The organism is Actinophytocola sp. NPDC049390, from assembly GCF_044466355.1.
GTDB lineage: Bacteria > Actinomycetota > Actinomycetes > Mycobacteriales > Pseudonocardiaceae > Actinophytocola.
The window spans coordinates 38,183-55,801 of sequence record NZ_JBITMQ010000026.1; the positions used below are offsets into that span (position 1 = coordinate 38,183).

The window sequence follows — 17,619 nt, forward strand, 5'->3', positions numbered from 1 at the left end:
ATGGCAGACAACTACACCGAGCGGGCCTGGTACCTGAGGTGCGCCGCCGAGGACGTGGCCGAACGCGGCGTCCTGGTCGGCGACCGCGGGCGAGTGCTGGTCGCGGCCGAACTGCTCGACGACGCCCGGATCCTCAACGAAGACCGGGGGCTGACCACCGCCACCGGCACCTGGCGCGGCACACCCGTCACGATCAGTGCCTTCGGTATGGGCGCGGCGATCGCGGCGGTCGTGCTGCACGAGCTGACCGCGCTCGGCATGCGGTCGGTGGTGCGCCTGGGGACCGCGCTCGCCGTGGGGGAGGCCGAACTCGGCGACCTGATCGTCGCCGACAGCGCGCTGCGTGGCGAGGCCACGTCGGCGACCTACGTCCCCAAGGGCTATCCCGCCGCCCCCGACCTGGACCTGACGCTGGCGCTGCGCGACGCGGCGCGGCGATCGGGACGCCGGACGACCACCGGGATGATCGCCAGCTACGACGGCTTCTACTCCGAACTGTTCGCCGACGCGACGATGCCGTCGTCCAAGTCGGTCGACGTGGCCGAACTGGTCCGGGGCGGCGTGGTCGGGCTGGACATGGAAAGCAGTGCCGTGCTGGCCATCGGGCGGTCGCTGGGCGTGCGGAGCGGGGTGCTGTGTCTGGCCAGTGTGGACGGTCGGGATCACGGCAAGATCGAGGGGACCGACCGGATCAGGGCCGAACAGGACCTGTTGACAGCCGGTCTCGACGCGCTGTGCGCGACGCGGTTGAAAGATTAGGAGCGATGCGATGAGCGTCAGCAAGTCATACCTGGACACGATGGTGGAACGGCTGCAGACCATGCGGGACACGCAGCTCGATGCCATCAACGCCGCCGCGCAACTGTGCGCGGACACCATTCTCGGCGACAACCTGGTGTTCACCTTCGGCACCGGCCACGGCGGGTTCGCCGCGCTGGAGATGTTCCCGCGCACCGGCACGATCACCGGCTTCCGGCCGATCGTCGACACGCCGATCGCCCTGATGCACCACGTGTGGGGCGACATGGGCACCTTCCAGTACCGGTTCCTGCACTCGCGCCCCGGCTACGGCCCGGTCATCCTGAAGGCCAACCGCGCGCGCGACGGCGACGCGCTGATGTTGTTCTCCCACTCGGGAATCAACAACGTCATCCTGGACATGGCGTTGGAGTTCAAGGAGAAGGGCCGCAAGGTCGTCGCCATCACGAGCATCCCGCACTCGTCCGCCGTGCCGAGCAGGCACGCGTCGGGCAGGCGGCTCTACGAGGTCGCCGACATCGTGGTGGACACCGGCGTGCCGAAGGAGGACGCCTCCCAGTTCATCGAGGGCCTCGAACACCCGGTCGGGCCGACGTCCACCTCGATCGCCATCGCGGCGGGCCACGCGATCGTCTCGGCCACCACCGAGGAGATCGTCCGGCGCGGGAAGAAGCCGTACATCATGGTCAACACCAACACGGCGACGGTGGAGGAAGCCCACCGCAAGAACGAGGAGAACTACGAAGAGCTGTGGCGGTTGATGTGCAACAGGTAGCCGATCGCGGCCTGTTCATCGGCGGCGACGTCGTCGAAGGCACTGAGTCGCGACCCGTCCGCAACCCGGCGGACGGGTCGCTGGTGGCCCACTACGCCGTCGCCACGCCCGCCGACGTCGACCGCGCGGTGGCCGACGCGCACGATCGCGGTCGCGTGTGGACGGACATGCACCCGGACGAGCGGGCCCGCATCCTTCTCCGCGGCGCGGCGGCCATCCGCGAACACGTCGACGAGATCGCCCACGTGCTGACCCTGGAGCAGGGCAAGCCGATTCCCGACAGTGTCAAGGAAATCCTGTTCGGCGCGGCCGTCTTCGAGTACTACGCCGAGGAAGGCCGCCGCGTCCACGGCACGCTGCGGCCCAACGCGAGCGCCGACACCATGAGCATGATCAGCTACCACCCGGTCGGCGTGGTGGCGGGGATCGTGCCGTGGAACTACCCGGTCGACCTGTACGCGTGGAAGGTGGCGCCCGCGCTCGCGGCCGGCTGCCCGGTGGTGGTGAAGCCGCCGGAGGAGGCGCCGCTGGCCATCGGGATGGTCACCGCGCTGCTCATCGACGCGGGCCTGCCGCCGGGCGCGCTCGCGGACCTGCCGGGTGGCGCCAACGTCGGCCAGCGCCTGGCCGCGCACCCGGACGTCGCCGTGATCACCGCGACCTGCTCGACCGCGACCGGCAAGGCCATCATGCGCACGGCCGCGGAGCACCTGACCAGGGTGAGCCTCGAACTGGGCGGGCACTGCCCGTTCGTCGTGCTGCCGGACGCCGACGTTGCCTCGGCCGCACGTGCCGCCGCGCGGCGGTCCTTCTCCAACATGGGCCAGATCTGCATCGCGGTGAACCGGGTCGTCGTGCACGAGGAAGTGGCGGATGAGTTCGTGGCCGCGCTGCGGGCGGAGGTCGCGGGCTACGTGCTGGGCGACCCGTCGGAGCCCGGTGTCGGGTACGGACCGTGCACCACCGCGCAGGTGGTCGAGAAGGCCCGCGCTCACATCGCCGACGCGGTGGACCGGGGCGCGCGGCTCGTCATCGGCGGCCGGGAACCGGACGGGTTCGCGGCGGGCCACTACTTCCTGCCGACGGTGCTCGACCACGTGCCCGCCGACGCGCTGGTGATGACCGAGGAGACGTTCGGGCCGGTGCTCGCCGTCCACCGGGTCGGCACCATCGCCGAGGCCGTCGCGGTCGCCAACGCCACCGACTACGGGCTCGCCGCCTACGTCTACGGCGAGGACCTCGGACAGGCGCTGGCAGTCGCGGAGCAGATCGAGGCCGGTGGTGTCGGCGTGAACGTCAACGACGTGTCCGAGCTGCAGGCGCCGTTCGGCGGCTGGAAGCAGTCCGGACTCGGCCGGGAGCTGGGGCCGGAAGGCCTGCACGCGTACCTGGAGACCAAGCACACCAAGGTTCGGCGGCCGGTCGTGGTGGCGGGCAGATGAGCGGCGTTCCCGACAGCACTCCGGACCAGGTGCGGGCGAGCCTGGTGGCGGCAAGGGCGGCCGCCCCCGTCCTTGCCGCCTCCTCGCCTGCCGAGCGGGCCGAGTGGTTGGGGGCCATCGCGTCCGCGCTGGAGGACGACGTCGCCGGGCTCGTCGAGCTGGCCGACCGGGAGACGGGCCTGGGGCGGGAGCGGCTCACCGGTGAGGTGCATCGGACGGCCGGACAGCTGCGGCACTACGCCTCGGCGGCAGTGGAGGGCTCCTACCTCGGCGTGACGATCGACAACGGCACACCTCGGCTGGTCCGGGTGAACGTGCCGCTCGGGCCGGTCGCGGTGTTCGGCGCGAGCAACTTCCCGTTCGCGTTCAGCGTGCTGGGCAACGACACCGCGTCCGCGCTCGCGGCGGGCTGTCCCGTCGTGGTCAAGGCGCACCCCGCCCACGCGGGCCTCAGTGACCGGCTGGCGCGGCTCGCCGAACGGCACGCACCCGAGGGCGCTTTCAGCCTGGTGCACGGTTTCGAGGCGGGCCGCGACCTGGTGACCGCGCCGGAGACCGCGGCCGTGGCGTTCACCGGTTCGCAGGCGGGCGGCCTGGCGTTGTGGCGGCTCGCGAACGAACGCGAACGGGTCATCCCGGTCTACGCCGAGATGGGCACGGTGAACCCGGTGGTGGTGACGCCCTCGGCCGCGGCCGATCTCGACGACCTCGCCGCGGGGTTCGTCGGCTCGTTCACGCTCGGCTCCGGGCAGTTCTGCACCAAGCCGGGGCTGCTGTTCGCACCGGCGGGGCACGACGCGGCAAACCGTGTGGCGCACGCGCTCCGTGCCGCCGAGCCGACCCCGTTCATGCTCACGGAGGCGATCGCGTCGGGTGTCCCGGCCGGGGTCGCACGCCTGGTCGACGCGGGCGCCCGGCTCGTCGCGACGACCCCAGACACGCTCGGGCCGGGGCGCACGGCGGCCGCCGCCGTGCTCGCGGTGCCGATCGGGTTGCTGGCGGCGGGAAGTCCGCTGCTCGAAGAGTGCTTCGGGCCGGTCGCCCTGGTCGCCGAGTACGCCGACACCGGCGAACTCCGTGCCGCGCTGGGCACGCTCCCCGGCAGCCTGGCCGCGGCGGTCATGCCGGCCGGCGACGACGATCCCGACGCGAGCTGGCTCGTGGCCACGCTCGCCACCACGGCGGGCCGGGTCACGGTCGGCGACTGGACCACCGGGGTCGCCTACACCTGGGCCCAGCACCACGGCGGCCCGTGGCCCGCGACCAGCGTGCCGTGGGCGACGTCGGTAGGCGCGGCGGCGCTGACCCGGTTCGTGCGGCCGGTCGCCTACCAGTCGGCGCCCGACTCCTGCCTGCCCGTGCCCGCCCGCGCGGACAACCCGTGGCGCGTGCCGAGGCGGATCGACGGGGTGCTCGCATGACCGGGTTGCCACTGGAAGGCGTGCTCGTCGCCGACTTCAGCCGGGTGCTCGCGGGCCCGCTGATGACCGTGATGCTGGCCGACCTCGGCGCCACGGTCGTGAAGGTCGAACGACCCGGAGCGGGCGACGACACCCGGGCGTGGGGGCCGCCGTTCACCGACGACTCCAGCACGTACTTCGAGTGCGCCAACCGGTCGAAGAAGTCGGTGACGCTCGACCTGCGGGACCCGGCCGATCTGGCTCTGGCCAAGGAACTCGCCGCCCGCGCCGACGTGGTGGTGGAGAACTTCAAGGCCGGCGCCATGACCGCGTTCGGGCTCGACTACGCCGCGGTCCGGCAGGTCAACCCGCGCGTCGTGTACTGCTCGATCTCCGGTTTCGGCCCGGACTCGGACCTGCCCGGCTACGACTTCCTGGTGCAGGCCGTCGGCGGCCTGATGAGCATCACCGGCGCCGACGACGGGCCACCGACGAAGGTCGGCGTGGCGCTCGTCGACGTGCTCACCGCCAAGGACGCCACGATCGGCGTGCTGGCCGCGCTGGCGGCCCGCGACCGTGACGGCGAAGGGCAACTGGTCGAGGTGAACCTGTTGTCCAGCCTGCTGGGTTCGCTCGCCAATCAGGCGTCGGCGTACCTGTGGACCGGCAAGGCGCCGGGTCGGCTCGGTAACCGGCACCCGTCGATCGCTCCGTACGAGACACTGTCCTGCCAGGACGGTCTGCTCGCCGTGTGCTGCGGCAACGACGGCCAGTTCCGGCGCTGTGTCACGGAACTCGGCGACCCGGCCCTGGCGGACGATCCGCGCTTCGCCACCAACGCCGACCGGGTCGCCAACCGGACGGAGCTGGTGGCCGCACTCGAAACCCCGCTCGCCACCGACACCACGGACTCCTGGATCACCCGGCTCACCTCGGTCGGCGTGCCCGCGGGCAAGGTCGGCGACCTCGCCGACGCGTTCGGACTCGCCGACCGCCTCGGCCTCGACCCAACGACGCCCGTCGGCCCCGGCCGGTCCCCGCAGGTGCGGCACCCGATCAGCTATTCCAGAACCCCCGTCACCCGGTACGCGCCGCCGCCGCGACTGGGTGAGCACAGCGACGAGATCCGCCGCTGGCTGTCCACTGAGGAGTAACGATGACCCCCGTCAACGACCTCGCAGGCCTCAACGAACTGCTGACGCCCGAGGAGCGGGCCGTCGGCGCCTCGGTGCGTCAGTTGTGCGCCGAACGGATCGACCCGTACGTCGGCGAGTGGTTCGAACAGGGCGACATTCCCCGAATCCGGGAACTGACAAAGGAACTAGGCGCACTGGGTGTCCTGGGGATGCACCTGGAAGGGTACGGCTGCGCGGGCATGTCGGCCACCGAGTACGGCATCGCCTGCCTCGAACTGGAGGCATCCGACTCAGGGGTGCGGTCGCTCGTGTCCGTGCAGGGCTCGCTGGCGATGTTCGCGTTGTGGCGCTACGGAAGCGAAGAGCAGAAACAACGATGGCTCCCCGCGATGGCCGCGGGCGACGCGATCGGCTGCTTCGGCCTGACCGAACCCGACGCAGGCTCGGACCCGGCAAGCATGCGCACCAAAGCCCGTCGCGACGGCACAGACTGGATCCTCGACGGCCGCAAGATGTGGATCACCAACGGCAGCGTCGCCGACGTAGCCATCGTATGGGCCCAAACCGAAGACGGCGTGCGCGGCTTCGTGGTCCCCACCGACACCCCCGGCTTCTCCGCCCCGCTGATCAAACACAAACTGTCCCTGCGCGCCTCCATAACCAGTGAGCTGGTACTGGACGGCGTCCGCCTCCCCGCTGACGCGATGCTGCCAGAAGTAAGAGGTCTGAAGGGCCCACTGGGCTGCCTGAACGAGGCCCGCTACGGCATAGTCTGGGGCGCGATGGGCGCTGCCCGCACCTGCCTGGAAGCAGCGATCGAGTACGCCGGCCAACGCACCCAGTTCGGCAGGCCGATCGCGGCTTTCCAGCTCACACAACAGAAACTGGTCGACATGACGCTGGAGTACACCAAGGGTGTGCTGCTCGCACTGCATCTCGGCCGCCGCAAGGACGCGGGCAGCCTGCGTCCGGAACAGGTGAGCCTGGGCAAACTCAACAACGTCCGCGAGGCACTCGACATCTGCCGTACGGCCCGCACAGTGCTCGGCGCGAACGGAATCTCGCTGGAATTCCCGGTAATCCGCCACATGAACAACCTGGAATCGGTACTCACGTACGAAGGCACCGTCGAGATGCACACCCTCGTGCTCGGCCAAGCACTGACAGGCCACGCAGCCTTCCGCTGACCAAGACTGTCCCTCGCCCGCCTCCACACGACGACGTACCTGGCCCAGGTTCCGGCCAACCGGGTCGACCGTCCCGGCCTGGCTCTGGTTTGCCTGGGTCTGGTGGCCGGTTGGTGGCGGCTTTGCCAGCGGCTTGGCGGTGGCTGGCGGTCGAGCCGCAGATGCGCGGTTGGCGGCGGTCGGCTGTTGAAGGGCGACAACCCTGACGCTCTGTTCGTCAGCACAATCAGCGTGCTGCCGGCCACTCCTGCCGGCAGCGACGATGACGAGGCACACGGCATGGTCCGAATCTTGTCCGAGGACATCGCGAATTCCGAGATTGACGCCGCGGAGGAGTCCCACCGCCTCCAGGTCCTGGCTACGGTCGATCAGCTGCCCGTCACGCAGCGCACCGAACTCGGCCGATTGCTGCTGAACAATCTGGACATTGCGCGCAACGTCGACGATGACCGCGAGGTGAGGTGGCAGTTCCGGGTCTACCAGTTCCCCAGCCCCGCTCCCCAGGTCGGGTTCGGTGTCTGCTCCAGACTCGACGAGGCAACCCGAGCAGGATTTCGAGCCTGGCTGCTGCTTCGTCACCACGAACACGGCACCCACGGCGGGGACCTGGCGGCGCTCATGTCCGTCGGAGTCCTGCTCACCCCACGCCACGACGGCTACCGCGACTGGGACCCCACCGCGCTGGCCCACCGCGTGACTGTTCGACGACGGCGTGTTCTCTGGCGCGGTCGGTGGTTGAAGGACGTTCGCGGCAGCTGGCCCGAGAAATCTCGGCTGGTGGCCTTCCCGGAGGCCCCGTATTTCGGAGTTAAGGGGTGTCCGGTTGAGGGCATTGGGAGGAGTTGTGGTGAGTGACGTGTTGTTGCTGACGCCGGCGCAGGCGGCTGAGGTGTTGCAGGTGCGGGAGTCGTGGTTACGGAGTCGGGCTGCGGAGCGTCGGGTGCCGTGTTGTTTTGTGGGTAAGCATTTGCGGTTTTCGCGTGCGGATCTTGAGGCGATCGTGGCTGACGGCGCTCGCCCGGCCGGGGAGGCGGCGCCGCTGCGTCGTCGCCGATCTTGGCTGATCCGGTGGTTCACCCGATGGGCGGTGTGACCACATACGGGCTTGCTCTCTGGGGTGTGCGGAGCGTCCATGGTGCCGTGTCCCCGCGTGGTTGGCCGGGGACGTACCGTGCGGCGGTGTGTTGGGGGAGTGGGTTCGGCGTTGGGCGGACGCGCACGATGTGGGGGCGGGGGCGTGGGCGTGGGCGTGGGCGAAGTATGACTCGCATCTGCGGAACCACATCCTGCCCCGCTTCGACGACGTGGAGTTGGGTGAGGTTGGGCGGATGACGGTCAAGGCGTGGGTGAAGGTCCTGCGTCGGTCGCTGGCTGAGCCCACTGTGCAGGATGTGGTGTCGCTGTTCTCGACGATCATGAACGAGGCCGTGGATGAGGGGTTGATCGCGGCGAATCCGTGCCGCCGGTTGCGGATCAACACCGACGCAGGGGATGAGCGACCTGTCGCCGCCCCTGCCCAGGTGGCGTTGATCGCGGGACGGCGCGGTTGATGGATCGTGTGATGATGATCATGACCGCATATGGCGGGATGCGGTGGGGTGAACTGGCCGGCCTGCAGTGGCACCGGGTGGACCCGGACCGCGGTCAGCTGAGCATCGACGGGAAGGACGGGGCTCTGCACGAGGTCGGCGGGACGCTGTCACTGGGACGGCCGTGGAGGGCGGGTGGCATCGGCGGGCGAACTTCCGGCGTCGGGTCTGGTTGCCTGCTGTCGCCGGAGATACCAAGCGTGGATGGGTTCCGATCGCCCCCGGTCTGCACTTCCATGACCTGCGTCACACGCACAACACGTGGTTGATCGAGGACAACGTGCCGGACGTGCTGCGGCACCGTCGCATGGGCACCGGCAGAAGGGGGTGTCCGGGATCTACTCCCACGTCACCCCACACATGATCGCCGCGATGCTCGATGGGCTGCAGCGGCGGTGGGAGCAGTATGGGAGCACCGATGCGGGTGACCACTACTGGGTCGCAAGTGTGGTCAAGATCAGTTGCTCCCAATTTGCTCCCACAACGCAGAAACGGCCTGTCGGTGATGATCACCAACAGGCCGTCTGACCAGCGTGTATAACTGGTGGGCGATACTGGGATTGAACCAGTGACCCTACCGTGTCAAGGTTGATCAACAACCAGCTGACCTGCGGCGATGTAGACAATTGCTGGTCAACAAGCCTCATTCCTCCCCGTTGGGACGACTTCAGACGCGTTTCGACGGGTTCCGATCCCCCAGGAATCCCCCATTCGATCTTGAATTGGATCGCTGCCTGTGCCAACCAATAGCTGGCTGTGGGTGACTGTCCTTAAATGCATTAGCTTCATGTCGGTGGCACGAGTGTCCACGCAGTTTCTGCAGCTGCTCGCGCACGATGTGCACGGAATCTGCATCCGTTGGCCAGATTTGGCAGTTCGATGGAGCCTGCTGAGATCCGCCGGACCTGCGACAGTTGCCTACGGCACATGGACGCCACGGCCTGGGTCGCGTGCCTTTCTGCTGTCGTCGTTTGGAGCGTCAGACACTTAGCCGGAGGTTATCCGTGCACCGAACGTCCCCGGCGGACTTACCGGTGCCTAGTGATCATGGGAGGTCACGGCTTGGGTTCGCCACCGTCTGCTCCCCACGCGTCCAAACGCGCGACGAGGTCTGCACGATCATTCTCGCGAAACAACTTGCCGACGACGTCGATCACGCCCCATCGACGCACAGGATCGAGCGGTGCGACCAGCTCATCGAGCAGTCGGCCCACGGTATCCGCCAATGTCTCGGGTGCCAGAGTTTCGCGCAGCTCCTGAAACTTCTTCGCGATCGTCACGACCTGTTCCGGCTTGTCCTGGTTGTCCAGGTACCACGCAGCCGTGGCTCGCAACGGATCGAGTACGAGCGTGCTCATACGATCGGTGCGTTGAACGCGCTGTTCGTCGACCCAGGACCGCACGAGCTGACGGCGCATTGCTTTCGTTCTGGCTTCGACGGCTGTGACGAGTTCGGGGTCGGTCTCGACAGTCACGTCGTACCCCCGCGCGATCACAGGCGTACCCGGGACCTCCTTCCACTCGTACAGCTCCTTGTTGAGTTCGCCCTGTAGGCGCGCTGACTCCGTCAGGATGCGGCGGTTCGACACCTCTTCGGCGCGCCTGACGATGTCGGCGTACGCGATGTCGAGCAGCGCGGACGTCGCCTGCTCAGCTCGACACCACCTCGCTTCGATGGACAAGAATGCGCTGAAGTGGAGGGATCCATCCGCACTTGCTAATGACAACGGAATCGAGGTGGAGCTGCTTATTTGCCGCTGGCCGACGTCTCCCGTCGTCCGGTTCCGCCGCATAGTTAACATCAACCTCGCAGCCAGACGGGGTGGACCTCGTCAAGCCGGGTCCACAACAGGTCGAGTACGCTGGCGATTGGCTTGTCGCCTAGTGGGCGCAGGTCCAAGCTCAGTCGTCGATCAATCCGGCTCGCGTACTGCAACTGGATGATTCGGTGATACTCGGATTTTGTGGCCCGCACCAGTGCTTCGACCATGGGAATATGCTGTTCGATCGGCATTGTCGCCGCGGTGCTCAGCCATGCGCTGACAGCCGAGTGTAGTTCCTCCGGTGATAGCACGCCGATGGCTTGGCTCCAGAACGACTCGGCGGCCTCTGTGTCAATGTTTTCCGCCTGGTCCGCGAGTACAGCTGAAACGGCTTCCGTCAGCATACGCAAACGTGGTGGTGTGGCTTTGTCGAACCACTCCGACAGATACCTCAGGAAACTGGACATACCCAACTGGACGCCAATCCGTTGCATCGCACTCAACACGGCATCCCGTACGTCATCATCGTCGGAATTCGCCAGGTGCTTGAGCCGCGTGAGCGCAATACGCGGATAAGACTCGCCGAGTCCTTCGCAGACGTGGGCGGTCAGCAACTGCAGGTCTGTGCCGCCTTCCTTCGACCAGGTCAGAAGGCGGTTACGGGTCTGTCTGCCAAGTGCCGTGTCGGTCGATACTGTGATCAGGAGTCGCACCGCCACAGAACGGCGATAGCTGTCAGCTTCCTTCGCCTGAGCTGATCTGCTTGTTGAAGCGCTCGCCCATTTCTCGGCGAGGGTGACCGCCAGCAGATATCCGGCCTCGGTGGCGAGGTCGGCCGCGCGGTCGGCGATGCGTTCAAGCTCACCTTGTGATAGATCGCTGAAATAGCGCGGAATTTGTCCGATCCACGCTTCGATGTTCTTGCGGAGGATGGGGTGCTCGCGCCAGAAGTGGCGGAGCACGTGGGTGCCGAACCCGCGTGAACCGAACTCGCGGATGTCAGGATCGAACGGGACGGTATCCAGGTCCCGGAGTCGGGCATGGGCGCTCAGCCGCAATAGTGGTACGACGTCACTCTTCACCTTCAATCCATTGGTCTCCAACATCTTGTCCGCCGCATTCACGATGTGCTCAGGGGAGGCGCCTTCGAGAAGCGCCGCCGACAGTAGCAGTGACAACCACTCGGATTCGTTTTCCTCCTGCTTGTGGCGAATCACTGCGCGCAGATCAATCTTGTGTGCCGCCATCGCCTCGCGGAGTGCCTGTTGCACGTCCTCGCCCCGAGCTAACCGATCGGCGACGATGTCCGCGATCTCTTTGAGCTGTGGCGGCCACAGTTGTTCTAGCTGGTCGTGTAGGTCGGTCGAGTCGATGGTCGCCGTGATATCATCGCCACCGAGGTAACGCTGCAGAACTTTCGCGTACGGTGGTTTCGCCAGTTCGTGCACCCGACCGGGCAAGGCACTCTGGAAACGTTGGAAAAGGTCGTACGGAGCTATGACGATGAGGTAGCTGCTGTGCTTCTCCAACTCCTGGGTGAACTCGACCAGAGTGTGCTGAACCAGCCGTATCACATCCGGTGACCCGCGGAGGTCCACCAATACCACAGCTGGTTCGTTCTCTATGAGTATGTCTTCTGCCATCAGTCGGAACTCCGCGTCGATGAGTTCCTCTCGGACCACCAGGTCGGGTTCCTGTGACTGCAGACTGTACCCGAGTCGGAGCCCGGCGGCGAACTGTCCACCGTCGGAGTTGCGGGCGGTCAGCACCAGGACTCTGTGTTCCTGGAGAATCATCAGTGCTGACTGATCGCCGGCCTCAGCTGGAGACAGCAGGCCGGTTGGGGCCACGTAGTTCTTCTTCAGCTGAAGAAGGGCGACATGATCCAGGAGACCGCGCCCCTGACGTTTCCCGGCAGCTGCCCTCGCGTAGAACTCGAGGGCACTGTCGCCCATGAAAAGCGCCACCATGTCACCGGCGGAAGTCACGTTTGAGTTGCCTGAGACCGACATAGGGGACGCTGGTGTACCGTCGTGCCGGTCTGTTACCTGAGACTGCCGGTCAGGTTCACGATCAGCAGTCGGCGCCTGCTCGAGGATGCCGAACTGGTCGACGTCGTAGCTCGGGTTCATTGTCGTCACCCCTCCGGCTGGGTCTCGTCTCGGACTGTGCGGCTGCCGCTGGCTGGCCCGAAGTTCGAATCGCCGAGAGTGCGGAACGTGCCGGAGAAATCCTGGCGGTGATAGGTTTGATCACCGCCCGCTGTGACGTTGTTGTCCCCGGTGACTGTTACTCCGTTGGCCCCCGCCTCGCCCACAGAACTGTCGCGGACTTCGCCACCTATGTCACGCGCCAGAACAGCGAGCCCGGCAATGTCACCGGTTTCGTTGGACACTGCGGTCGCCGACTCCTCCGGTTGGTGTGCCGTCGCTACCTTGTCATGGAAGAGCGTCGACTCTGGCTCGCCGTCGTTCTCGACTACCAGGAGCCCTGATTGGAGAAGATCACCTGAGGGCGCGGGCACCCTCAAGTATCCCGTGCTCGCGTAGGCTTTCGTGGGCACCGACAACGGTACCTCGACGAACTCCGTGCGCACGCGCACAGTACTGCCGGCGGACACAACCTGCTCCATCACAGAACTGGACAGCACCACCGCCACCAACGTGACAGCCGGGTCCGACCGCTCGAGCAGAGCACGGACAGCGTCCGCGTCGAGCATCCGGGCCGCGTTGACCATGACCTCTCCCGAGGGGGAGTCCGCGAACTCTGCATCGAACGACCGGACCGGACCGAGATCGAGGGCGGCGCGGAGTCGGATCTCGACGTCGAGGGCCCGCAGCTCGGACCTCCTTCGCCGCAGTTCGAGCTGCAACGCGTCGAAGAACTTGTCAACCAGTGGGCCGATCAGAACCCGAGGGATTCCGATGAGATAGCCATCACCGCGGAAAGCCAGGAACTTGCTCCGGTCCCACCAGTCGTCGAGGCCTGCTCGTTTGCCTGCTTGCTGCAGAATCTCCGGAAGCAGGTTCACGATCGTCTTCTGCTGATCACCGTTGTGTTCACTGAATCGCCGGACGTCGACCGCGAGTATCGCGACATACTCGTCCCCTACTACGCTGTCGTCAGCGCTGTCCTGGCTCACGTCAGGCCCTCCGTTCTTGAGCGTGTCTGCCGAACGAAGGGTGACGCGTTGGCGTGAGTTCTACTGTCCAGAACTGGACACATCGGCTTCGGCGAGCCGTGTGACGTCGACGACCTGGAGTTTCCCCCGGCCGACTCCGATGATGCCCGCCGCCTTCCACTCAGCCAGTACAGGAGTGACTGCAGAACGGGCGAGGCCGAGGGCGGACGCGAGCTCGACCTGGGACATGGGGATGGTTGTCGGGGTCGAATGGTCAGGCCCGGCCGCCTCGACCAGCGCCTGGAGAAAGTCCGCGAGTCTGGCTGGCGTTGTATGGTGTGCAAGTTGCCAGGCATGGGCTGCGCTCGCGCGCAGCTTGCCGACGATGTATCTGTTCAGCTCTGAACCCACACCCAGCCGCTGAACGAGTCGAGTGAACGCGAGATCCGACATTCTCGACGTGATGCCGGGTTCGATGGCTGTCACGTTCGCCATCCTTGGGAAACCTTCTCGTTCCGACATCTCGCCGACGAGGTCACCCGGACCACGAATCCCGAGCACGAGGTCGCGGCCATCCGGTTCCGCGTAGATGACCTTCAGTCGTCCGGACAAGGACAACAGTATCCAGCCGCCGGGGTCTCCTTGGCGAAGCAGTAACTGCCCTGGTTCATGCCGGGCGCGCACCCCCTGCTGCACGAGCGTGGCCCAGACGTGGGCCGAGACGAGTGACCGGAAGCCACGTGGGTGACCAGGCTGCCTGAGGACGGACATGTATTCAGGTCTAGTCGTCGATCAGCCACGAGGAGTGAATACGCTGCACGATCACTCGAATGGAGGTGAAGGCCGACGCTTCGGATCGCTCGGACGTGCCGGATCGGGGTCTATCCCATGATCGGCACCTCTCTGTGTCAAGCGGCTGGCGACAGAGAGGTAACCCGGTCTCGGAGCATGGTGCGGTAGACGGTGTCGGCCAGGCGGCGTTTGAGGCAGCGCAGGGCTTCTTTGTGACTCTTACCGGCTGCGCGTTTCCGCTGGTAGTAGGTGCGGCCACGGGTGTCGTAGCGGATCTGGGTGATCGCCATGACGTGGAGGGCGTAGTTGAGTTGGCGGTCACCGGCACGGGAGAGTCGATGCCGGACGACGTCTCCGGACGACACCTCGATGGGCGCTACTCCGCAGAATGAGGCGAACGCCGCCGGAGAGCGGAATCGGTGGATCGGGCCGGTGCGGGCCAGGATCTTCGCGGCAAGCAGGTCGCCCACGCCGACCAGAGCGGTGAGACTGGTTGCGGACCCGGCGACTGCTGTGGCGATCGACTCGGTGGCCGCCGTGACGCGCCGATCGAGCCGACGCAGTTCGGTCAGCAGTTCGACGGCGAGTTGGCGCAACGTGCGGCGCAGCGGGTCTTCGGGGGCGGCTGCGCCGCAGCGCCTCGGTTGCGGTGTCGGCGCTGAGGCCGCGAGGCAGCCCGGACGGGACGAGCTTGACCAGCAGGGCGTGGAGCCGGTTGATCGTCTGGGTGCGGGGGCGGACCAGGTCGTCGCGGTGCTCGGTCAACGCCCGCAGTGCGGCGATCTGCTCATCGATTTCCACGGTGCGCAATGACGCACCCGACCAGGCGGCCACGCCCACCGAGAGGGCGTCGACCTCGTCGGTCTTGCGGCCATGTCCGGTGGAGAGCAAACGGACGCGGCGGGCGAGCTTGGTCGGTGCTTCCGTGACCGCGATCCTGTCGGCCAACAGGCGATCGGTCAACGGTGCACCCAACCCGACGGCACCCTCAATCGCCCACCGCGCCTGGGACCAACGGGCCGCGAAACGCCGCAATTGGCGGTACCCGGCGCGGTTGACCTCAACCCGGACCGATGCCACCGCCACCAACTCGGCATCGACAGCTACGGCAGTCCAAGACGCCTTGTGCGGATCGACCGCGATGATGACCCGATCCGAGGTAGGCGAATTCTTCGATGCAGACGCCAATGTGGAGACTCCTCAACCAGTTGGGCGACAAGGGGTCCGGTGAGGAGGGCAGACCAACTTCGGGCGATGCAGACCTCTCTCGAGCCACTCCTACCGGAGCGGCCACGGTCGGGACGCATGCCGATCGACGGTCAGCCTCCAAGGGCGACAGGTGTTTCCCGAGCGACCCCAACCGCGGCCTGGATGATCATGGCTGCAGACCACGGTCATCTGCCCAAGATCCAACAAGTTGGTGTTTCCGGCGTTGTTGACGCTTCTATGTTTGTCAACTTGATGGATCGTGCTTGCTGATGTTGGTCTGGTCGTGTCAGGCGGACGTCATGGCAGTGCTGAGGGTGCGGTAGAGCTGTCGGGTGATGTAGCGCTTGAGGCAGCGGCGGATTTCGCGGGATGTCCTGCCTTGGGCGGTGCGGCGAGCGACGTAGGCGCGGGTGGTCGGGCAGCAGCGCATGCGGGTCATGGCGATCGTGTGGATGGCGCTGTTGAGTGCTCGGTCGCCGCCGCGGTTGAGTCGGTGACGAACGGTGCGGCCGCTGCTGGCCTCGATGGGGTTGGTGCCGGCCAGGGCGGCGAATGCCGCGTCGTTTCGGCAGCGTTCGGGGTGGGAGAAACTGACGATGACCTGGGCTGCACAGACTGGTCCGATACCGGGCTGATTAGTGAGCCCGGGCGCGACGTCGTCGACGATGGCCTGGAGTTGGCTGTGGTTGGCTTTCAGGTCGCGGCGGCCGGCACGTAGAGCCAGGGCGAGGCGGCGGATCTCTGCCTGCCTGATGACCTGATCGCGGGTGGCGCCGTCGGCTGTTGTGCGGCGGGGCAGGTCGGCCAGCGTGGCGTCATTGAGCCGACCGCGGGCCAGTTCACGGTCGTAGTCGTCGCCGTCGCGTAGCAGTGCACGCAGCCGATTGGTCTGCCCCGTGAGTGTTGTGGTGAGTTCGCTGCGAGCGCACAGCAGGATCCGCAGGGCCTCGCGGTCACCGTCAGCGCGTGGGGTGGGCAGTCGGTCGGCGGGCAGTTGCAGCGCGGTCAACACGGCCAGGTGCGCGTCGATCGGGTCAGATTTTCCTTTGCCACGACGCGCTTTTCGGTTGGGTTGCTCGCACTCGACAACCAGGATCCCAGTAGCGGTCAGGGCACGGGCGAGCCCGGCACCGTAGCTGCGGGTGCCCTCGATCGAGGCGACCCACCGCGGACCGGGAGCGTGTTCGCCGATCCAGGCGAGCAACTGTGCGTAGCCGCTGCTGGTGTTGCGGATCGAGCATGTCGCGATCGAGGTGCCGGTGGGATGCGCGATCTCCACCTGATGGGCGTCGCGATGGGTGTCAACACCAATGACGGCGTCAACGATGTCTGCAAGCATGGGCACGGGCCTGGTCCTTCCGGATCGGGTCAACGGTCGGCACCGGCCTGAGTGAGAGTCACCAGTGGCACATCTGTGACGGGGTCACGCCAAGAGGCGGACAGGCTTCTGATCAGGCCAACCGGTGGGCCAGGCCGGTGCCGGCAACCACGGTGGACAGGTCAACAACAGGGCACGCCGAGACAGCCAAATCAGTAGTGAGTCACACCGGGTCACCGGCGCCGATCCTGGCAGCGGACCAGACCGGAACCGCTGCACGACACACTCACAGATCAGTAGGTCTCGGCTCCCGGCCAGCGGTCACCGAAGGTGATGGCGAATGCGTTGACGACGGGCGGTGGGAGGAGGCCTACGACCGGCGCTTGGGCGAGAGTTCCGCCTCCGCGTCCTACTCATGGCGAACCACTACACAGTGCAGTACGGACACCCAGTGGAGGAGTCCTGGCGTTTGTGTAGGGCGAGCACGACTTGGATGTGCTCGACTTCGGCGCGCGTCGCGGACGTCCACCAGCGTGAAGGCTCGTCCGCGGCGGGGCGTTCAGAGCGGTGTGCCGGTGAGGTCGATGCTGGTGGCGATGCGCCATGGCGTGAGTTCCAGCGTGGTGGTCCGCCAGGTACCGGCGGGTGTTGCCCAGGAGACCTGGAAGTAGGTGCGGTCCGGTGGTGACGAGACGACCTGGATGCCGTCGGTGGTCCAGCGGCCTCGTCGTCCCGGTCCGGGCCGCGCAGTGCCTTCTGTGTCCCGTCGACGAAGAGGACCAGCAGCCGCCCGTCCGCGGCGACGACCGCGTTTGGTGTTGTCCGGTGACCAGGCCAATGTGGTGTCGATGACGATGCCGGTCGGTCCGGAGAGCGTGGTCGAATGGCGCAGGTCACCGGTGCGGACGTCCCACAGCCATGCCACGCCATCGCCGGTGGTGGTCGTTGGCTGCCAGGTGTTCGCCGTTCGGCGACCAGTAGAGCTCCTGCGCCGCGTACAAGCCGGTCTTGAAGGGCGCCGCGGGCTTGCCTCCGGTCCCAGCACCAGGACGTCCTCCGTCAGGGAGTCAGTGACGGCCAGCTGCTTCCCGGTCGGGGGACCACCGCTCCGTCTCGGCTTTGACCGGT

At 66.7% G+C, this 17,619-nt stretch carries 16 protein-coding genes and 1 pseudogene; 9 read left to right on the plus strand and 8 right to left on the minus strand.

Annotated features, from left to right (window positions below; all coding sequences use genetic code 11):
- The 9 genes from ACIBVP_RS43430 to ACIBVP_RS43470 all read left to right on the plus strand — a co-directional run bounded on the left by ACIBVP_RS43430 (window position 1) and on the right by ACIBVP_RS43470 (window position 8,249).
- Complete coding sequence (locus ACIBVP_RS43430) at window positions 1-759, plus strand: hypothetical protein (RefSeq protein WP_396112413.1); 759 nt, start codon at window positions 1-3, stop codon at window positions 757-759.
- A gap of 10 nt (window positions 760-769) precedes the next feature.
- Window positions 770-1,534, plus strand: coding sequence for a sugar isomerase domain-containing protein (locus ACIBVP_RS43435; protein ID WP_396112414.1), 765 nt, complete (start codon window positions 770-772; stop codon window positions 1,532-1,534).
- Window positions 1,510-2,976: an aldehyde dehydrogenase family protein gene (locus ACIBVP_RS43440; RefSeq protein WP_396112415.1), complete on the plus strand. Its 1,467-nt coding sequence runs from the start codon at window positions 1,510-1,512 to the stop codon at window positions 2,974-2,976. The genes ACIBVP_RS43435 and ACIBVP_RS43440 overlap by 25 nt, the downstream gene beginning before the upstream one ends.
- A complete protein-coding gene (locus ACIBVP_RS43445) occupies window positions 2,973-4,397 on the plus strand; it encodes an aldehyde dehydrogenase family protein (protein ID WP_396112416.1) in 1,425 nt (474 codons plus the stop codon). Before ACIBVP_RS43440 ends, ACIBVP_RS43445 begins: the two co-directional genes overlap by 4 nt.
- Window positions 4,394-5,530: a CaiB/BaiF CoA transferase family protein gene (locus ACIBVP_RS43450; protein ID WP_396112417.1), complete on the plus strand. Its 1,137-nt coding sequence runs from the start codon at window positions 4,394-4,396 to the stop codon at window positions 5,528-5,530. Before ACIBVP_RS43445 ends, ACIBVP_RS43450 begins: the two co-directional genes overlap by 4 nt.
- Before the next feature lie 2 nt (window positions 5,531-5,532).
- Window positions 5,533-6,699 (plus strand): acyl-CoA dehydrogenase family protein, encoded by a 1,167-nt coding sequence (locus tag ACIBVP_RS43455; RefSeq protein ID WP_396112418.1) that lies wholly within the window; start codon window positions 5,533-5,535, stop codon window positions 6,697-6,699.
- A gap of 186 nt (window positions 6,700-6,885) precedes the next feature.
- Window positions 6,886-7,554 carry a hypothetical protein gene (locus ACIBVP_RS43460; protein ID WP_396112419.1) on the plus strand — a complete coding sequence of 223 codons (669 nt, stop codon included), beginning with the start codon at window positions 6,886-6,888 and terminating at the stop codon, window positions 7,552-7,554.
- Window position 7,555: 1 nt separating this feature from the next.
- Complete coding sequence (locus ACIBVP_RS43465; RefSeq protein ID WP_396112435.1) at window positions 7,556-7,792, plus strand: helix-turn-helix domain-containing protein; 237 nt, start codon at window positions 7,556-7,558, stop codon at window positions 7,790-7,792.
- Between the two features lie 235 nt (window positions 7,793-8,027).
- Window positions 8,028-8,249: a hypothetical protein gene (locus tag ACIBVP_RS43470; protein ID WP_396112420.1), complete on the plus strand. Its 222-nt coding sequence runs from the start codon at window positions 8,028-8,030 to the stop codon at window positions 8,247-8,249.
- 1,094 nt (window positions 8,250-9,343) lie between these two features.
- On the opposite strand, the gene ACIBVP_RS43475 is transcribed toward ACIBVP_RS43470, so the two are convergent.
- From ACIBVP_RS43475 to ACIBVP_RS43510, 8 genes and pseudogenes are all read right to left on the minus strand, one after another.
- Complete coding sequence (locus ACIBVP_RS43475) at window positions 9,344-9,970, minus strand: hypothetical protein (protein ID WP_396112421.1); 627 nt, start codon at window positions 9,968-9,970, stop codon at window positions 9,344-9,346.
- A gap of 119 nt (window positions 9,971-10,089) precedes the next feature.
- Complete coding sequence (locus tag ACIBVP_RS43480) at window positions 10,090-12,183, minus strand: hypothetical protein (protein ID WP_396112422.1); 2,094 nt, start codon at window positions 12,181-12,183, stop codon at window positions 10,090-10,092.
- 5 nt (window positions 12,184-12,188) lie between these two features.
- On the minus strand, window positions 12,189-13,193 hold the full coding sequence (locus ACIBVP_RS43485) for a hypothetical protein (RefSeq protein ID WP_396112423.1): 1,005 nt from the start codon (window positions 13,191-13,193) through the stop codon (window positions 12,189-12,191).
- A 60-nt stretch (window positions 13,194-13,253) separates the two neighbouring features.
- The gene (locus tag ACIBVP_RS43490; RefSeq protein ID WP_396112436.1) at window positions 13,254-13,868 is read right to left on the minus strand and encodes a Crp/Fnr family transcriptional regulator; all 615 of its coding nucleotides are present in this window, start codon (window positions 13,866-13,868) and stop codon (window positions 13,254-13,256) included.
- 212 nt (window positions 13,869-14,080) lie between these two features.
- The gene (locus ACIBVP_RS43495; RefSeq protein ID WP_396112424.1) at window positions 14,081-14,560 is read right to left on the minus strand and encodes a transposase; all 480 of its coding nucleotides are present in this window, start codon (window positions 14,558-14,560) and stop codon (window positions 14,081-14,083) included.
- Between the two features lie 97 nt (window positions 14,561-14,657).
- A pseudogene (locus ACIBVP_RS43500) lies at window positions 14,658-15,152 on the minus strand (transposase); the annotation flags it as partial.
- 307 nt (window positions 15,153-15,459) lie between these two features.
- The gene (locus ACIBVP_RS43505; protein WP_396112425.1) at window positions 15,460-16,512 is read right to left on the minus strand and encodes an IS110 family transposase; all 1,053 of its coding nucleotides are present in this window, start codon (window positions 16,510-16,512) and stop codon (window positions 15,460-15,462) included.
- 538 nt (window positions 16,513-17,050) lie between these two features.
- Window positions 17,051-17,416: a hypothetical protein gene (locus tag ACIBVP_RS43510; RefSeq protein ID WP_396112426.1), complete on the minus strand. Its 366-nt coding sequence runs from the start codon at window positions 17,414-17,416 to the stop codon at window positions 17,051-17,053.
- Between the last annotated feature and the right edge of the window lie 203 nt (window positions 17,417-17,619).

Coding starts and splice junctions, on each gene's coding strand:
- ACIBVP_RS43430 (WP_396112413.1), top strand. CDS start 1: ATGGCAGACAACTACACCGAGCGGGCCTGGTACCTGAGGTGCGCCGCC.
- ACIBVP_RS43435 (WP_396112414.1), top strand. CDS start 770: ATGAGCGTCAGCAAGTCATACCTGGACACGATGGTGGAACGGCTGCAG.
- ACIBVP_RS43445 (WP_396112416.1), top strand. CDS start 2,973: ATGAGCGGCGTTCCCGACAGCACTCCGGACCAGGTGCGGGCGAGCCTG.
- ACIBVP_RS43450 (WP_396112417.1), top strand. CDS start 4,394: ATGACCGGGTTGCCACTGGAAGGCGTGCTCGTCGCCGACTTCAGCCGG.
- ACIBVP_RS43455 (WP_396112418.1), top strand. CDS start 5,533: ATGACCCCCGTCAACGACCTCGCAGGCCTCAACGAACTGCTGACGCCC.
- ACIBVP_RS43470 (WP_396112420.1), top strand. CDS start 8,028: ATGACGGTCAAGGCGTGGGTGAAGGTCCTGCGTCGGTCGCTGGCTGAG.
- ACIBVP_RS43480 (WP_396112422.1), bottom strand. CDS start 12,183: ATGAACCCGAGCTACGACGTCGACCAGTTCGGCATCCTCGAGCAGGCG.
- ACIBVP_RS43505 (WP_396112425.1), bottom strand. CDS start 16,512: ATGCTTGCAGACATCGTTGACGCCGTCATTGGTGTTGACACCCATCGC.